This window comes from Fontibacillus phaseoli (assembly GCF_003337355.1).
Classification (GTDB): Bacteria; Bacillota; Bacilli; order Paenibacillales; family Paenibacillaceae; genus Fontibacillus; species Fontibacillus phaseoli.
On sequence record NZ_QPJW01000004.1, the window covers coordinates 195,708 to 212,445 of the forward strand.

At 54.7% G+C, this 16,738-nt stretch carries 15 protein-coding genes and 1 riboswitch; of the genes, 13 read left to right on the forward strand and 2 right to left on the reverse strand.

Features of this window, described 5'->3' with window-relative positions; genetic code table 11:
* Positions 1-13 precede the first annotated feature (13 nt).
* The 3 genes from pdxR to DFP94_RS13570 all read left to right on the forward strand — a co-directional run bounded on the left by pdxR (position 14) and on the right by DFP94_RS13570 (position 3,736).
* Positions 14-1,477: a MocR-like pyridoxine biosynthesis transcription factor PdxR gene (pdxR, locus tag DFP94_RS13560; RefSeq protein WP_114497000.1), complete on the forward strand. Its 1,464-nt coding sequence runs from the start codon at positions 14-16 to the stop codon at positions 1,475-1,477.
* A gap of 93 nt (positions 1,478-1,570) precedes the next feature.
* Positions 1,571-2,356, forward strand: coding sequence for a helix-turn-helix domain-containing protein (locus DFP94_RS13565; protein ID WP_114497001.1), 786 nt, complete (start codon positions 1,571-1,573; stop codon positions 2,354-2,356).
* 510 nt (positions 2,357-2,866) lie between these two features.
* Positions 2,867-3,736, forward strand: a complete 870-nt coding sequence (locus DFP94_RS13570) for a DUF4097 family beta strand repeat-containing protein (RefSeq protein ID WP_114497002.1) — start codon at positions 2,867-2,869, stop codon at positions 3,734-3,736.
* Positions 3,737-3,760: 24 nt separating this feature from the next.
* Here the strand turns inward: DFP94_RS13570 and asd are convergent, their stop codons facing one another.
* Complete coding sequence (gene asd / locus DFP94_RS13575) at positions 3,761-4,555, reverse strand: archaetidylserine decarboxylase (RefSeq protein ID WP_114497003.1); 795 nt, start codon at positions 4,553-4,555, stop codon at positions 3,761-3,763.
* 156 nt (positions 4,556-4,711) lie between these two features.
* Positions 4,712-4,823: riboswitch (TPP riboswitch) on the forward strand.
* A gap of 114 nt (positions 4,824-4,937) precedes the next feature.
* Here asd and DFP94_RS13580 point away from each other — a divergent pair.
* The 3 genes from DFP94_RS13580 to DFP94_RS13590 are packed head-to-tail and all read left to right on the forward strand — an operon-like array spanning position 4,938 to position 8,057.
* Positions 4,938-5,630: an ECF transporter S component gene (locus DFP94_RS13580; RefSeq protein ID WP_114497004.1), complete on the forward strand. Its 693-nt coding sequence runs from the start codon at positions 4,938-4,940 to the stop codon at positions 5,628-5,630.
* A gap of 4 nt (positions 5,631-5,634) precedes the next feature.
* Complete coding sequence (locus DFP94_RS13585) at positions 5,635-7,254, forward strand: ABC transporter ATP-binding protein (RefSeq protein ID WP_114497132.1); 1,620 nt, start codon at positions 5,635-5,637, stop codon at positions 7,252-7,254.
* The gene (locus DFP94_RS13590; RefSeq protein ID WP_114497005.1) at positions 7,251-8,057 is read left to right on the forward strand and encodes an energy-coupling factor transporter transmembrane component T family protein; all 807 of its coding nucleotides are present in this window, start codon (positions 7,251-7,253) and stop codon (positions 8,055-8,057) included. The genes DFP94_RS13585 and DFP94_RS13590 overlap by 4 nt, the downstream gene beginning before the upstream one ends.
* Before the next feature lie 62 nt (positions 8,058-8,119).
* On the opposite strand, the gene DFP94_RS13595 is transcribed toward DFP94_RS13590, so the two are convergent.
* The gene (locus DFP94_RS13595) at positions 8,120-9,229 is read right to left on the reverse strand and encodes a YheC/YheD family endospore coat-associated protein (protein WP_114497006.1); all 1,110 of its coding nucleotides are present in this window, start codon (positions 9,227-9,229) and stop codon (positions 8,120-8,122) included.
* Between the two features lie 243 nt (positions 9,230-9,472).
* On the opposite strand from DFP94_RS13595, the gene DFP94_RS13600 reads away from it, so the two are divergent.
* The 7 genes from DFP94_RS13600 (at position 9,473) to DFP94_RS13630 (ending at position 16,631) form a co-directional block, all read left to right on the forward strand.
* The gene (locus DFP94_RS13600) at positions 9,473-10,609 is read left to right on the forward strand and encodes a glycosyltransferase family 4 protein (protein WP_114497007.1); all 1,137 of its coding nucleotides are present in this window, start codon (positions 9,473-9,475) and stop codon (positions 10,607-10,609) included.
* 253 nt (positions 10,610-10,862) lie between these two features.
* Positions 10,863-11,678 carry a glycosyltransferase family 2 protein gene (locus DFP94_RS13605; RefSeq protein WP_114497008.1) on the forward strand — a complete coding sequence of 272 codons (816 nt, stop codon included), beginning with the start codon at positions 10,863-10,865 and terminating at the stop codon, positions 11,676-11,678.
* Positions 11,679-11,682: 4 nt separating this feature from the next.
* A complete protein-coding gene (locus tag DFP94_RS13610) occupies positions 11,683-12,657 on the forward strand; it encodes a glycosyltransferase (protein WP_114497009.1) in 975 nt (324 codons plus the stop codon).
* Positions 12,654-13,400 carry a glycosyltransferase family 2 protein gene (locus DFP94_RS13615; RefSeq protein ID WP_114497010.1) on the forward strand — a complete coding sequence of 249 codons (747 nt, stop codon included), beginning with the start codon at positions 12,654-12,656 and terminating at the stop codon, positions 13,398-13,400. The genes DFP94_RS13610 and DFP94_RS13615 overlap by 4 nt, the downstream gene beginning before the upstream one ends.
* Before the next feature lie 24 nt (positions 13,401-13,424).
* Positions 13,425-14,156, forward strand: coding sequence for a sugar phosphate nucleotidyltransferase (locus DFP94_RS13620; protein ID WP_114497011.1), 732 nt, complete (start codon positions 13,425-13,427; stop codon positions 14,154-14,156).
* Between the two features lie 16 nt (positions 14,157-14,172).
* Positions 14,173-15,318 carry a GT-D fold domain-containing protein gene (locus DFP94_RS13625; protein ID WP_245954811.1) on the forward strand — a complete coding sequence of 382 codons (1,146 nt, stop codon included), beginning with the start codon at positions 14,173-14,175 and terminating at the stop codon, positions 15,316-15,318.
* Between the two features lie 17 nt (positions 15,319-15,335).
* Positions 15,336-16,631 (forward strand): glycosyltransferase family 2 protein, encoded by a 1,296-nt coding sequence (locus DFP94_RS13630; RefSeq protein WP_114497012.1) that lies wholly within the window; start codon positions 15,336-15,338, stop codon positions 16,629-16,631.
* The last annotated feature ends 107 nt before the right edge of the window (positions 16,632-16,738 follow it).

The following is a 16,738-nucleotide window of genomic DNA, read 5'->3' on the forward strand; positions in this document are numbered from 1 at the left end:
GAGGATCGTGATCATGAACTTTTCCATACCTTTAGATGCCCACAGCGAACAATACCGCTATAAATATTTGGCTCTGTATCACGCGATCCGGTCAGCCGTACATGATGGAACTTTACCGGCGGGAACGCGACTTCCCTCTTCGCGGGAAATGGCGCAGATTTACGGTTTGTCCCGAGGGAGCGTTGCCCATGCCTACGACCTGCTTCATGCCGAAGGCTATATCCATACTACGATAGGGAGCGGGACTTATGTAGCCGCGGTGATCCCCGAGCGAAAGGAATCCGGCAGCAAGGAGGGGATTGCGGTCTCTTTGTCCCCTTGGGGAAAAAGAGTGACGGAGCCCGCGCTGCCGCCGGAGGAGCCCGCCGAGGCGTCCGGCGCCAAGCCCGGTCCCGACGGGACGGTCATTTCGTTCATGGACGCAGGCCCTTCCGTGTCCGCGTTCCCGCAAGCGGAGTGGAAGAGCGCGCTCGCCTGGGCCGCGCGGGAGAAACAGGACGGCATCTCCGTCATGAGCCCTGCGGGCGATCCCGAGCTGCGCGGCGCCATCGCCGCTTATTTGCGGCGAAGCCGGGGCATTGCGGCAGATGCGGAGCAGATCTGCCTGTTCAACGGCTCGATGCAGGCGATCATGCTGCTCACCCAGCTGATGCTGGGTGAGGGCGAGCGGGCCGTGCTGGAGGACCCGTGCTTCCACGGGATCTCCAGGGCGGTGGCCGCCTGCGGAGGGGTTGCCGTCCCCGGAGCGGTGGACGGGGACGGCCTGATCCCGCGCGACTGGGACGCGCGGGTGCTGTTCGTGACCCCCGGCCGCCAATTTCCGACCGGGGCAGTGCTGTCGCCCGCGCGGCGGCAGGCGTTGCTGGCGTGGGCCGCGGCGCGGAATGCCGTCATCGTCGAGGACGATTACGACACCGAATTACGCTGGGGCGGCCGCCCGCTGGAGCCGCTCAAGGCGCTGGACCGCGATGAGCGCGTCGTCTACATCGGCTCGTTTTCCAAGACGATGTTCTCCGCCTTGCGGATCGGTTACGCGGTGCTGCCGCGAAGCCTGGCCGGTCCGGCCGTACGGGCCAAAGCCTTGTACGAGCCGGTTCCGCCGGCACGGCTGGAACAGCGGGCGCTGGCCCGCTTCATGCGCCGGGGCGATTATGAGCGGCATCTGCGCCGGATGCGCAGAATTTACAGCGCAAAGCACGAGCTGTTCCGCCAAGCTTTGGAGAGCGAGCTTCCCGGTTTATTTTCCCTGCGGCCAGCGGATGCAGGGCTGCTTGTGTTCGCGGAATGGCGGCGGTCTCCGGAGGAATATGAGGCATTTCGGGAAGCGGCCCGGCTCAGGGGCGTGGTGTTTCGGGATGGCGGCATCTATCGGTTAAGTCCGGGCTTGCCTGCCGCTTGCTTCAGTTTATCCCATCTGGAGAACGATCGGCTGCTGGAAGGAGTATACCGGATGGCGCGTGCGTGGAAGGATATTTAAGAAACGACAGTTTAGGAGTATAATCGTAATAATCCATGCAGTAGTGATGGACAAGCGAACCAAAAAATTACTAAGTTCTCAGGAGGTAAGGAGATGCTTCACATATCCCCGTCCTCGTTCATTTTGAAGCCGGCCTTTGCCAAAATTGTCTGCGAACCGGGATGGAAATGGCATAAGCGGGAAAAAGCGCTGCAAAATTACGATTTATTTTACGTGTGGAGCGGCGAAGGTACGGTTATTTTGAACGATCAGCCCATACAGGTCGGCCCCGGGAGCTGTTTTTTGTTCCGCAAAGGCGATCATACCAGCGCTACTCACAATCCGCAGCGTCCGCTCGTCTTGACTTATATTCACTTTGACGTCGATGAGCCTGTTTCCGAAGTGCCGGGCTCCTATCGCATGTTGGAGGATACGCTGGATTTCGAATACATGCTTTCGCGGTATGTCCGGCTATTTCTGGTCAAAGCATATGGAGCCGAGGAAGAAGCGCGCCTCATTTTGAAGCAGATGCTGATTTATTTACTCCGCGAAGAACGGGAACTTCCCCGGGAGAAAAAGGTGAGCAACCAGCTTAATGAAGTGATTCAGGAAGTGGCGAATTATTGCTCCCAGCACCCGGGTTTGCCTCATAAAGTCGAGGATTTGGCCGCCCGGGCCGGATTGTCGCCGCGTTATTTTTCAATTAAATTCAAAGAAATCATCGGTCTTTCCGTGCAGTCCTACATTATCAAAACCCGGATCGACCGGGCCCAGCACTTGCTTCTGCACGCGGGCATGAACGTGACCGAGGTGGCTGACGCGCTCGGGTACCGCGATATCTTCTTCTTCAGCCGCCAGTTCAAGCAGTATACCGGAAAGAGCCCTTCCGAAATCCGCTAGAAAAAAACTTCTTTTTGCTGATTCAATTGTATTCTTGACGGGTAAATAACTTTTATTGCCGAGGTCTGGGAGGAGGTGTACATCATGGGAAAAAGACGGCGGATGCGCAGCCGGGAGTGTTCGGTACCGGGGAGCAGTATTTTTCGAAATCGTTTTCGCCGGTCGAGACGGCCCGACCGGGAGGAGGAAACCTGGTTTTGATCTGTTAATCGATCTGGCTTGTTAAGTCATTTCCAACATCAATTCCATGCGTCTCAAAATCGCTGCTTGTGATCCGGATGTTAATATAGCATACTTAGTTTACCAAACGGTCGGACAGGGGCTCCCTGTTCCGGCCGTTTTTTCGGAAAGATCATCCCGGGATGGGCAAATTCATCGTTCCGACCTTAGTCTAGGAAAGTTCTGGTCCGCGGGCTATGTCCTTTTTTTCGCCGGGAGATTATGATGATAGCATTAGTGACGTGTACGCGAAAATACATAAGAGACGATACAGCTGAAGGAGGAAGAAGAATGAATAAAGGATTTAGGCCGGTAACATTGACTGCGGCGGCTGTTGTACTGGCCATGCTTGCAGGATGTACAGGGGTGGATGAAAAAGCGAAGGAAGTCGTCGGAACGACGGTGGGGGCTCTAGAGCAAACCGTTGACAGTCAGGTCAATAAGCTGAAGGAGAGCGGGGAAGCTCTGGAGTTGTCGACGTCGGCTCCGGTGGGGGCGGCTTCGGAGTTCACCCTGGAGAATGCGGTCGGAGATATTGAAGTGAAGCAAATCACAGGCAACGAGATTACCGTAGAGGTAAAAATTTGGACCCAGAAGAGAACGTCTCGCGAGAATGATCTTAAAAGTGTGTTTGAACAAGCGACCGTTTCCATTAAACCTGACGGAAACAAAGTTGAAATTTACACGCATGCCAAAGACGATCCCGACAAGAATCTCTGGGAATGGGGCCGAAAAAACCTTAATTATTCGGAGTTCAGCATCGATTACGTAATCGGACTGCCCGAAGGCATTTCTACTTTTGACATCGACAGTAATGTCGGCGACGTGAGTCTTACCGGATTGAAGGGAAGCTATCAGGTCAAGAACGATGTCGGCAGTATCGAGGTCAAGGATGCGGGCATTACCGGGGAGTCGAAGATCAGTACTGCAACGGGCAGCATAGATCTGGGGGTTTCGCTGATGGAGAGCGGAGGAAATTTATCCGTAAAAGCGGATATCGGCAGCATTGATGTGAATTTGGCCGATTCGCTAAATTTGGATATGGAAACGAAGGCCGATGTCGGAGACATCAGCGGATCCCCGAAAGGCAAAAGCCAGCGGGGAAGCGGCGGGCCGCTTCTGTCGCTGGAAACTTCCGTAGGGGCCATTAACGTAAATTAACGGGAACGGACCTTCCGGAAGGTGTTATTTGGAACGGGGGAAAAAGACCCCGAGCGGTTCGCCCATCTTGACCTTCTGGCCGACGGCGCATTCCGGGGAGGGCGCAAAGGTGCCGTTTTCGGTCAGGAGAACAACGGTGGAGCCGAATTCGAAATACGCGAGGTCATCGCCCCGATTCCAGCGGGTGGCTTTGGCATCGGTATAGCAAATGCTGCTTACGTTCATGGCGCCTACCTTTACCACGGCGATTTCGCCCCGCTCGTGCTTTAGATACGTAATCAGCCGCTCGTTGCGGCTAAGCACGTTTTTCATATGTCTCATTGCGAAATCATGCACGGGATATACCTTGCCTTTGATATGTTCGCTTTCAAGCAGCGTGCCGGCGGCCGGAGCATGGATGCGATGATAATCGGTCGGACTCAGGTAGAGCACGAAGGCGTATCCGTGCAAAAAGCTCTGTGCGCGCGGCGAATCGTTAAGCAACTCCTGGAGGGTGTAATCCTGTCCTTTGACGTTTAAGATCGTGCCGGAACGGATTTCTCCCATAAAAGTAATTAGCGCATCCACCGGACTGATCAGTCCATCGTCGCTCTGATGGACCGGACGCATGCCGCTCTTCAATTTGCGGGTAAAAAATTCGTTTAAAGTACGGTATTCTTTCAATTCTTTCTCCGCTTCATGCAGAGGTATTCCGTATGATTTTGCGAACCAAGGAATAATATAGCGGCTCGCTTGCGAATGCGAGAACCGGCCCATAAGCCTGGAAATCCATTTCCGGGAGGTCAGTTCCGTCATCCATTTCATCCAGTTTGCGGCCAAGTCGTATCCCCCTAACACCATGATCAACGGGACAAAGATCCCTTTTCCACTTCCGCTAATATTGACATAGAATAGTCTTGAAATCAATAACGAAAGTGCCTTCACTATTTTTTGCTTGATTATTTGCAAAGATTTAGAGTATATTAATTCCAATCGCATATGAGATACGGGGGCTTGAGTGAATCAGGCTGAGATAGCAGCATATCCCGCTGCAGACCGTTAATCTGAACTGGATAATGCCAGCGTAGAGAATCTAACGTCCGGAATGTATGAATGTTGTTTATTGCACATGCATTCTCCCGTGGACCTAGCAACCGTCTGAGCCTATTCAGCCGGTTTTTTGTTGCGTCCAAAAACAGTTGATCCAAGAGGAGGAGTTATTATGCAAGAGATTACCAATCAAAAGAATCAAAGTAGTCAGCCGGATCAGTCCGGCCAGTCGGATCGGGAAACGCAACGGAGTCAGCGAAAAGAACCTGATTCTCCGGCACTTCCGAAAAGAGGTCTGAAGCTGAGCGACATCCTGGTGACGGTGTTGGTGTCGCTCGTGCTAGGCGTGGTTTATCATTTCTGGAGTTCGGTATACAATCTGTTCTCCCCGTTATTCCCTCAAGCCGATGAACTGGTCTACGGGATGTGGTTTATAGCTCCGACGCTTGTGTTTCTTCTGATTCGTAAGCCTGGCGTCGCTTTACTGGCCGAAGTGGCGGCTGCCCATGTGGAAATTTTGTTCGGCAGCGAGTGGGGAGTTCAGCTAGTGCTTTACAGTGTCCTTCAGGGGTTGGGCGCAGAACTTGTATTTGCTTTGTTCCGGTACCGCAAATTTTCTCCTTCCGTGGCTGCTTTGGCGGGAGTTGCGGCTGCGGCGGGATCGATTATTCCGGATATCTATTACGGCTATGTGGCCGATTACGAGACTTGGCTGTTGATCGCCAAATATGCAATGCGAGCCGTCAGCTCCGCTTTGATCGCGGGTTATCTCGCTTATGCTTTGGCCAAGGCGGTGGAGGCCACCGGTGTTACCTCGCTGCTTCGCCCCGTAGCTGCAAAGGATTACGCGGCATTGGATGATTAATGCCATGAGCAGTTCACCGTTTAATACTACAATTTTTGGAAAAGTTGAGGGAGTAAACGACAAGCTCCGACCCGCAGCCGCGGTTCAAGATTTGCGGCTGAAATTTCCGGGAGCCGATGCCTTCGTATTCAAGGATCTTTCGTTTGAAGTGCAGCGGGGGGAGAAGCTGCTGCTCCTCGGGCCGAGCGGCTGCGGGAAGTCGACGCTGCTGCAGGTGCTTGCCGGCATCATTCCGGGTCTTGTTGAAGTCCCGTTGAGATGCTCGGGGCAGATTCTTCCCTCTTCCTGGGGGATGTTGTTTCAGGATCCCGACACTCAGTTTTGTATGCCTTATGTCGATGAGGAACTGGCCTTTGTCCTGGAGAACCGGGGAGTCCCCAGAGAGGAGATGCTTCCCCGGATGCAGGAAGCATTGAAGCAAGTAGGACTCATATTGGAGGCAATTCATCTTCCCATTGAATCGCTATCCCAAGGAATGAAGCAAAGGCTGGCTCTGGCCTCAATTTTGCTTATGGATCCTGAAGTTTTGCTGCTTGACGAGCCTTCCGCCCTGCTGGACCCTGAAGGGCGAAAGCAGATCTGGGAAGCCGTGCGGCAGATAGCCGAACACCGGACCTTGATTATTGTCGAACACCGCATCGAGGAACTGCTTCAATTGGGCTTGGTGGACAGAGTCGCCTTGTTCGGACCTCAGGGACAATTGCTGGGGCAAGGAGAGCCGGATGAGCTGTTTCCCCGGTGCCAACAGGAGCTTGAAGCGTATGGGATCTGGCAACCCGGTGTCTGGAACCGGTTCTGGGCGGCTTCTGCCGTAACGGAGCGGACAAAGCGCTTGGAGCGGTTGAAGCACCCGGAGCATCCGGATCGCCTGAACCATCTGGAGCAGCGGCCACTCATCGAACTCTCCGGTTTTCGAGGTTTCCGCCGGAGCCGCCCAGTCATTCAAGTGGATCGGGCCGAGGTATATCCCGGTGAATTTATCGCCGTTACAGGTCCAAACGGGGCGGGAAAGAGCTCCTTGCTGCTTGCTTTGATGGGCCTGCTTCCTACGGAAGGGGAGTATAGCCTATGCGGAACCAAGACCGGCGGGAGAAAGCACCGGAAACGCCGGGTACGGACTGCGTCCGAGGCCATCGGCTTCGTTTTCCAGAACCCGGAATTCCAGTTTGTCGAGAATGAGGTGGAGAGGGAGATCGCTTTTTCATTGCATGAAAAGGGTGTCTCACCGGATGAGATTACTCTGCGGGTAAAGCAGGCAATTGATCAATTTGGCCTTGCCGGATTGGGACAACGCCATCCGTACCAGTTGTCGCTTGGACAGAAGCGGAGGCTAAGCGTGGCGGGAGCCGCGATTACGGGTAAATCCGTCCTGCTGCTTGATGAGCCTACGTTTGGACAGGATGCGGTGAATACGTTCGCGATTCTGAATTTATGCGAGGAATTGAGAGCCGGGGGGACGGCCATCGTGATGGTGACTCATGAAGAGCAAATTGCGGAAATGATGGCGACCCGCAGATGGGAAGTCAAGGACGGGGTAATGATCGACCGTGGTTTGACGGAACGGGGAACCGACATTGCCCGGGGAGCGTCGCGCGAATATCTTGGCGATCCGGTGACGGTATGAAGGGATTGTTGATGCCTTTCTCCCGAACCTGGATGCACCGCGCCAACCCGGTGTTCAAGCTGGTTGCCGTAATTTTGCTTTTTCTCCTCGGTTTATTTACGCATGAGATTGATTTTATGTTTTACCAGGCGGCCGTGTTCACGTTGCTGTTGTTTTGGCTCAGTGGATACGCTTTTTGGAAAGTGCTGCTTATCGTATTGTCCTTTGCTCTGGTGTTTGTTTCTTCTGCTTCGACGATGATTTTGTTCGGAAAAGGGGATCACGTCTGGTGGCAGTGGGGGCTGATCCGCATTACGGAAGAAAGCTTTTACCGCGGTCTCCACATCGGATTTAAATCGGTGACCTTTGCGGCGGAAGGCCTGCTGTTCGTCCTGACGACCTCATCCGTGGAGCTGTTCTATGCCTTGATGCAAAAAGGGAAGCTTCCTCCCAAATTTGCCTATAGTTTTATGGCCTCCGTCCGGCTGCTCCCGATGGTGTGGGAGGAATTCCAAATCCGCCGAAATGCGCTCGCCATCAGGGGGGCTCGGAGGATGCGGGGGCCGCGGGGATGGATCGCCGGAATCAAACTGTACGCAGTTCCGCTACTGTCCCAAAGCATCCGGAGAGCGCATCGCGTGGCGGTGGCGATGGAAACGAAGGCTTTTGACGGGAATGGCCGCAGAACGTATTATTATCCCTCCGTCTTTTCGCGATTCGATCTCCTGATTGCATTGCTGCTGGGCGCGGCGGTCGTGATGGCTATCGCGTTAAGCGGCATGTTTCCGCTGTATCCGATCACCGATGTAAGATATTTGCGTTAAAATCAAAAACGGCTGCCCCTTAATCGGGATTGCAGCCGTTTTTCCGTTGTTTCCTCCGGTCCTTAAAATTTTCCGGGATGGAAAGAAGAGGATTGTTCCAGCAGATAGCGGGCAAACGCCATCGGCTGACGGTAGGTTTCTTTCCAGGTTTCGTTCATTTCGGCTTTGCGGAATCCGTAGCGCTGATCCCTGCCGTTGCATTCTATGAAGTAAGGGTGGCCGTTCGGAGTCAGGCCGATATCCAGTCCGAGATCGCCAAGCAGCGGCAGGCAGGAGGATAGCCGTCTGGCAATAGCCAGCGCCAGCGCCTCCACATGGGATAGGATGACGGGTACCAAATGCGGGGGCAAGGCTTCGGCTAACAACTCAGGCGCAGGATACGCTCCGCCGCCTTTGGCCACGTTGGAAATAAAGCTGCCCGGCGGTGCGGCTTTGGCGAACAGCCCGGTGACCCCCCACCTTCCGTCCAGCCCGCGTTGTACCGTAACGCGGAGATCGATCGGGCGATGATTGAATTCCGCCAGCGGAATCCGTTCCTGAAGAAGATAAGGCACGCGCTGCAGGAGTCGTCGCAGCCAAGGAGGCGGTTCCTCTTTTCTTAACCGCACGGCGCTTCCGGCTTCCTTCCTTTTTGAAGTGGGGAATTGGATCTCCCAATAATTTTCGCGTAGAACCAGCCTCATGATTCCTTGGCCTACCGAGCCGCGCACCGGCTTTAGAATAAGGTCCTGATGCCGCACCATCATCTCCTGCAGGGAGGCCCAGGATGCGGAGGCGGTTTCGGGTAAATATACCCGCAGCGTCGGGTCGCCCCATAACAGATCGTGGACGTAATCTTTCCCGTATCGGTTGTTTACGTTAAAAATCTTCTTTCCTTGCAAGCTGAGCGCCTGAATTTTTTTGCGGGCCGCAGGGTCGGTATACAATGCCCGGTTATGAATCACGGACGGAATCGGCAGGAGCGTCTTAACGTAGTCACGTCCGTCATAGATATAGACGATGCATTTGTTCTGCTTCAGATCCATATCCCCCAAGCGAAGGAAACAGGGAGTTAATCCGTATCTCCGCGCGGCTTCCTCGTAGTTGGCTAGCGACTCCTGACCGGTCTTTCGCCGGGGGATTCCCCTGTACATACTGGAATTAAGCAGAATACCGACATGGTTCTGTCCCATAGGTGTCTTTCCTCCTCGATACGGCTTCTTCATTACTTTATGTAGACCGGGGCGGAAGGCGTGGACGACTGTTCTGCGGCAGCCGCCTGTTTTGGGATTTCCCGAGCAGGCAAGCTGACCGGAAGCGGCATGCCGTTCATCACCCTTGCCGCCGGAACGCCGTATATTTAAGGAAACAAGAGGAGGAGGCAGGCATGGCACCGCCTTGTACTTTTGCGGTCCGAATCCAAAGGAGGAATAGGTATGGCAGCACCAAAGGTGGCGGTCGTTACCCCGGGATCTTTCGTCATTCCATCGGGGCGAAGCAGCTCGGTGGAACGGGTGGTGGAGAAAGTATGCCCTCTTGCCGCAAAGACGTTGGATATCCGCATTTACGGTGTTGCCGATGGCCGTCTTCCGGTAAAAGGGATGGTTTCCGGCATCCCCTGTTACCGCTTGCCCGGCGGGCGCCGCTATTTTCAATACATTGTGCGCCATCTCCGGTTGTGGAGACCTGACACGATTGAAGTTCATAACCGGCCTCTGCTTGCGTATCAAATAAAAAGCCGGCTACCTAAGACCCGTGTATATTTGAGCCTTCATTCGACCACGTTTCTCGTTTCCCGCATATCTCCTAATAAGATGTTCAGGATGCTGGAGTCGCCCGACGGACTGATCGTAAACAGCGTATATTTAAAAGAAGAGATACGGAGAAGATTTCCATTTTTAAAGACCGGGATTGAGGTTAATCCGCTCGGGGTCAGCCTGGATGATTTTAACCCGCGCTGGACGCCCGCCGGGGAATCCCTGCGTCTGGCCAGGCTAGCCGATCTGGGCTGGAGCGGCCGGAAAATCGTGTTGTTCGTCGGGCGTCTTCTCCCGTCCAAGGGAGTTCATCATCTGCTGAACGTATGGGGGGAGGTCTTAAGCCGGGAGCCTGAAGCTATGCTTCTGATTGTCGGCAGCGCCTTCTACGGAAGCGACCGGGATACTCGTTACTCGCAAACTTTGAAAAAAAGGGCGGAATCATTTGGGGACCGGATCGTATTTTTGCCGTTCGTACCCTACCCCAAAGTGGCGAATTGGTACAATCTGGCCGATGTGGCCGTTGTTCCTTCCGCCGAGGGGGAAGCGTTCGGGCTCGTTAATGTGGAAGCCATGGCTTCGGCGGTGCCCGTAATCGCTACGGCTGCCGGGGGAATCCCTGAAATTGTGGCCGACGGCCGCACGGGCTTTCTGTTACCGGCAGGAGATCCGGAGCAACAGTTAACCATCAGGTTGCTGTATCTTCTGCAGCATGAGGAAGTCCGCCGGAAAATGGGGCAGAACGGCAGGCAACTCGCCAGTTCCGATTTCCGGTGGGAGCATACTGCGGAACGCTGGGCTATGTTAATGAAATAACGCGGATACCTGCTTGTTAAACGTCTATTTTTGAAGGTTGCGATGCATTACCTGGTCTACGCTATCAATAACATTATAGTTTCAAGGATTCCCGCAAAGTGCTTGCATGAGCTTCGGAGACGAAGCTCCACTTTGTGGTTTTTTTATATCTACCCAAGGAAAAGGGGCTGTACGTTTGCCGTTGCAACCCCCCGGAATCATCATACACTGAGGTATATGCTCAGTATATTCAGGGAACTGGGAGGTGGCAGGCATGATCCGAAAGCGAAAAAACCACGTCCGCCCCTATAGAAAAAAAATCGCCCGAAAAAAGATAGTGAAGCGGCTCACCAATCATCCCGACCCCCTGGTTTCTATCATTATTCCGGCTATGAACGAGAAGACTACGCTTCCGGCCGTATTGCGAGAAGCAGGCCGGGTGCACCCGCGAAGTGAGACGATCGTCGTGGCGAACGGTTCGACGGACGGAACGCCGAAGATCGCGGCAAAACGCGGAGCCAAAGTGATTCATTCCGCGGATCCGCTTGGCCACGATGTGGGACGAAGCCTGGGTGCGCAAGCCGCAAAGGGCCGCGTGCTGCTGTTTATCGATGCGGATATGGTCATCCCGGCCAAGGAACTTCGGCCATTTGTCGAGGCCGTATTGACCGGAACCGATGTAGCGCTGAACGGATATTCCGGGCCGGTAGACAGGTGGGACACTCATCCGGTCGTCGTTGCCAAGCATGTGCTGAATGCGTGGCTGGCCCGGCCCGATTTGCAAGGGGCGTCCATGACGGCAGTGCCTCACGCGCTAAGCCGCCGGGCGTTGGATGAAGTCGGTCCGGCGGCGCTGGAAGTTCCTCCGCTCGCTCAGGCGATGGCCGTCGTCCGGGGGATGAAGGTCCGGACGGCCCATACCGTATCCGTCGGCAAGCTGAATCCGCTGCGGCAAAAGAAAGGCCGAACCGATCTTCTCGCCTCGCTCGTGGCCGGTGATCATTTGCAGGCTGTCCATTGGCTTATCCGGGAACGCGGGCCGCGGGGCGGTTATGAAGATCTAGGACGACTGCGCGACAAGGTAAGGTGATGATATGTATCGTACACGATTGAAGCAGACGCAAAGAGCAAGCCGCGGCCAGGGGCGAGAACAGGGCCTGAAGCAGCGAAGTCTTATAAAAAGTCCCTACTCCAAAAAGGCTGAGGAGAAGCGGGAGCAGGAGAAGGGCGGGGAAAGTCTTCGCCTCCCGTTTTCCGGTCACCGGAGTATTGCGGAAGCGGCTGCGGAAGCATCTGCCGATGGATATGCAAGGCTCGCTTTGCAAGGATCGGCCTCGGCCGTCGTCACGGCCAGCAATGAAGCAGCGACGCTGCCGAAAGTTCTTTTTGAGTTGGGGAAGCTGCCGCTCCGGGAGATCATCGTCGTATTGAACGGCTGTACGGACGGCAGTTTTGAAACGGTTCAAAGAGATCCCCGGGTCATCAGACTCAGCTTTCCGATGCGGCTTGGCCATGATGTCGGCCGGGCGATCGGAGCGGCGGTAGCTACCGGAGACATTATTCTGTTCATGGACGGGGACCTCCCGTTGCCGGCCGAAGAGCTTGCGCCGTTTCTCCTCGCGGTCGACCGGGGAGCCGACGTGGCGCTGAATGACATCTCGCCGTTCCTGCCCCCTTTTTCCCGCCAGGATGATGTTACTCGAAGCAAGAGCTATTTGAACCTGTCGCTGGGCAGACCCGATCTGAAGGCCAATTCCATGACGGCCGTGCCGCATGCGATATCCAGAAGAGCGCTCGCGGCAACCGGAACGTCTGCGCTTGTCGTTCCGCCGAAAGCCCAAGCTATCGCCATGGTTCACGGCTTGAACGTGTGTGCGCCGCATTCGGTAAACGTGCTGCGCGGCAACCGGATCCGCAGCGGAAATACCGGAGCCGGAAATCCTGTAGCGAGGCTAATTATCGGCGATCACATCGAAGCGCTGGGAGAAGCGATGAAGATAATGGGGGCGCGGCTAGGCACGACGAGACTTTCACGCAGCGAACTGGCGAAAGCGAGGAATGTCCCTTGAAGAGATTTGGCCTGACCAGCATTGTGATTCCTTCCTATAACGGTCTCCATCTGTTGAGTTCCTGCGTTGAGTCGATTCGCCTTCATACGGACGCCCCCTATGAAATCATTGTCGTGGATAACGGTTCGAGCGACGGAAGCGTCCCTTACTGCCTTCGCGAAGGCTTGACGTTCATTTCTTTGCCCGAGAACGCCGGGTTTCCCGCAGCATGCAATCGTGGTTTATCGATTGCAGCGGGCGATCACTTGCTGCTCCTGAATAATGATGTAAAGGTTTCGCCGCGCTGGCTGTCCAATTTGTTATCCGCGCTATGGAGTGTAAGCGAAGTCGGCATGGTGGGACCGGTCACCAATTATGCCAGCGGCCGCCAGCAAGTAGCAATTTCCGCAGAGAACGACGAGGATTTTTATGCCATCGCCGAACAGTTCAACAGATCGGATCCTGCAAAATGGGTGGAGGCTCAGCGGCTGATCGGCATGTGTCTTCTAATGAAACGGGAGGTATGGAGCAGGGTAGGCGGTTTGGATGAAATATTTTCCCCCGGTCATTACGAAGACGATGATTATAGCTATAGAGCACGCCAGCATGGATTCAAGTTGCTGATTTGCGGGGATACCCTGGTGCATCATTCAGGGAGTGCAAGCTTTAAAGCCGGGCATCCGGAGGGTTGGGACCGTTTGATCGAACGCAACAGAAGGTTATTTGTCGACAAGTGGGGAGTTGATCCCTGGGAATTTATTTAATCGAACATTTTGGGAGGGGAGTTCATGAAAGGTGTGATTTTGGCGGGAGGCACCGGAACACGTCTATACCCGCTGACCCGACTCATTAACAAACATCTGCTTCCTGTCGGGAATCATCCGATGGTCTGTTATGGCATAGAACGGCTGCGTCAAGCCGGAATCACCGACATTCTCATGGTGGTCGGGAAACAATCGGCAGGTTTGTACACGAATTTCCTGGGAAGCGGCGAGAATTATGGCGTCAAGCTTACCTACCGGGTACAGGAGTCCGCGGGAGGAATCGCCGAAGCTTTGGAGCTTGCGGGCGGATTTATAGGTCCCGGCGAGAAATTTGTCGTACTGCTGGGAGACAATTTATTTCTCGATGATTTGACCCCGTTTGTAAAAAAGTTCAAACAGCAGGAGCCAGGCAGCGCCAGGGTACTGCTTAAACCCGTAAAGGATCCTAGAAGATACGGGGTCCCCGTTTTTCATCACGATAATCCCGACTTGATCGAATACATTGAAGAAAAACCGCAAAATCCGAAATCCCATTTTTCGGTGACCGGGATTTATATGTATGACGACTCCGTATTCGGCATCATTCGGGGAATCAGCCGTTCGGCGCGGGGAGAACTGGAAATTACCGATGTCAATAACCGGTATGCCCGGGACCGCAAGCTGGAATACGATGTTTTGCAGTTATGGTGGGGAGACGCCGGCACGTTCGAATCGTTGCAGGAAGCCGCGATTCATATGAAGGGTGTGCTTCCTTAAGCCGAGAGGAGAGACGATGATGCCTGCCGGACGTCACAGGAAAGGAAAAAGAAGATTTTTCCGCCGGACGGGACGAAAGCGTAACTTGGCCGGTGCAAAACGGGTAACGCGCTTCTCCGGGCGGAGCACCGCCCGGAGCGGCAAATCCGGTGGTTCCGGGCTTGCCGCAAGAAACAGGGTCGAAAATCGGGACGTGGAAAAGAATAACCCAGGAGCAGTATTGGCGGAGCCGAGCATAGAGGCGGAAGAAAGGGACAGTTTCCCGGATCCAGGCTTGCCGCCCGAGGCAGCGGTCCCCGAAAACGCCCCCGTCCCGGCTCTGGCTGAAGCCGAAAAGGCGGAAGCTTTTGATGAGGGGTACCGGAAAGGGCTGTATGAAGGCGGGGAAGCGAAGCTGGGAAGGTTAATCCCGCGCTATATGATATTACCGGAGATTACACTGGATGAGGTTCTTTGTGTAGGGCTCGGCAATTTGTCCTCCTTTCTGGTTCCCTTGATGACTTCCGCTGCCGTCCATCAAGAGATTGCGAATGCGCTGTCGAGCCGGAAGCCTTACTCGCTCGTCCGGTTGGGCGACGGCGAATTGCTTGCTCTGGCCCATGATACGGTTCTTCCGGTGGAACAGGTCCAGCGCGAAGGTCCCTTTCTTCCTTACGCAGGCGTGAATCCGCCGGATCACGTCGGCAGGGATGCTTTGGCGGAGACGCTGCGTCATGCCAGTCTGATCGGTATACCGGAGTCACGCCATCCGTCCTTCCAAGGACTGCTGTTCCCGGTACTCCGGCATTACGATCTCGATTACCGGAAGCTGAGGCTGACATCATCAACGATTAATTACTCGTTGAATGAGGAAGGGCGGCTTCGGCAACTTATGACGGGTCGAAGGCTGCTGCTCATCGGTAATGAAACTCCCGGCTTGGCCGGTTGGCTAGGAGCGAGAGGGTTCTTCGTAGCTGGTGCCGTGGCTCCCGTGGACGGAATTTACGGCGTGGACTTCGCGATGAAGCAAGCGGCAAAGATCGATTTTGATCTTGCTCTTGTTTCGGCGGGAATTGCGGCCGTGATTCTTTGTACGCGGATCGCGGCAGAGCTGGGCAAAGTGGCGATCGATTTCGGCCATTTGGCAAACAAGCTTATAAGCGGAGAAATGGCGCTGGGCTGATACGGGGAGGTGCAGAAGTGCCGGAAAGGAATGCCGACTTTCACAGAGGGTATGAAGCGGGATACGCACGAGGTGTTTTGGCGGGAAAACAAAATTTCGGAACGCGGTTTGACGGAGTGAGCATCATAATCCCGACGTTTAACAAGCAGGAACTGCTGCTGGAGTGCCTGGACAGCATTGAGGCCTGCACGGACTACCCTTATGAAATTATCGTTGTCGACAACGGGTCGCAGGACGGAACGGCCGAATTGCTGCGCAAGCGGCGCGGACCGCTTCGTCTTGCTGTACATGAACGGAATTTAGGATTTGCCCGGGCGGTAAATACCGGGCTCATGATGGCAAAAGGCAGCCATATCGTTTTGTTGAACAACGATGTATTGGTGACGGAACGCTGGTTAAGCCAGTTGCTTCGATGTTTGCGGGATTGTCCGGAAGCCGCGGCTGTCGGCCCGGTCACCAATTATATCGGCGGGGAGCAGCAAATTGACGTACCGTATATCGACTTGCCGGGGATGCGTGATTTCGCCGCGGCCCATAACCGGAGCGATCCTGCCAAATGGCGGGATACCAATCGCCTCGTAGGTTTTTGCCTGCTGATTCCGCGTAGTACTTTCGAACAGATCGGGTATTTTGATGAAGGTTATGAAATCGGAAATTACGAGGACGACGATTGGATGATAAGGCTCCGCTTTCTAGGCAAAAAGTTGAAAATCGCGGGCGATACGTTCGTTCATCATTATGGGAGCATGACCATGAAAGCGCTGGGGGCTCATGGATTTGCCGATGTTAACGGCAGAAACGAAAACTTTTTTGCGGAAAAGTGGGGCGATCCGCACGCCTTTCTTCAACGGGTGGACTATCTGTCCCGAAACTCCGGAGACGGACTGCGAATGAGCCGGTTTTTGCCCTCAAACCGCTGGGTTAAAAGCAGTTCCGGCCGCGTATACCGGCTGAAGCAGGGAGTCAGGTACCCGTTGGCCAGGCACCTTGTGTATGAAGAATTGTGGCACCAGGCCGTACGATTATCGATTAACGATTTGCTCCAGCTTCCTCTCGGGGAGGAGATTGCGGAACCGGATTACCATTCCACCCGGCACGCTTCGCAGGATGACGGGGACAGGGTTTACCGTGATCAGGACGGCCGTCTGTATCAAATCGAAAGTGGGGAACGGAGAGAGATCTCGTCGGCGTATACTTGCCGGGCTTGGGGATACCCCCTTCCGGAACAGGATCACTTTCCGCCTGAACTGCGGGGCTTGCCGGAGGGATTTCCGATTCTGCCGCCCGTCCGGTTGGTTTCGGAAGATTTATAAACAGGGATTTCCTGCGAGGAACGACATGAATCGTATCGGCATATGCTGAACAAGGATGACACCGGTGGACGGCTGTAGCCCCTCCGGGGGCAATCCGAAATGAGTTG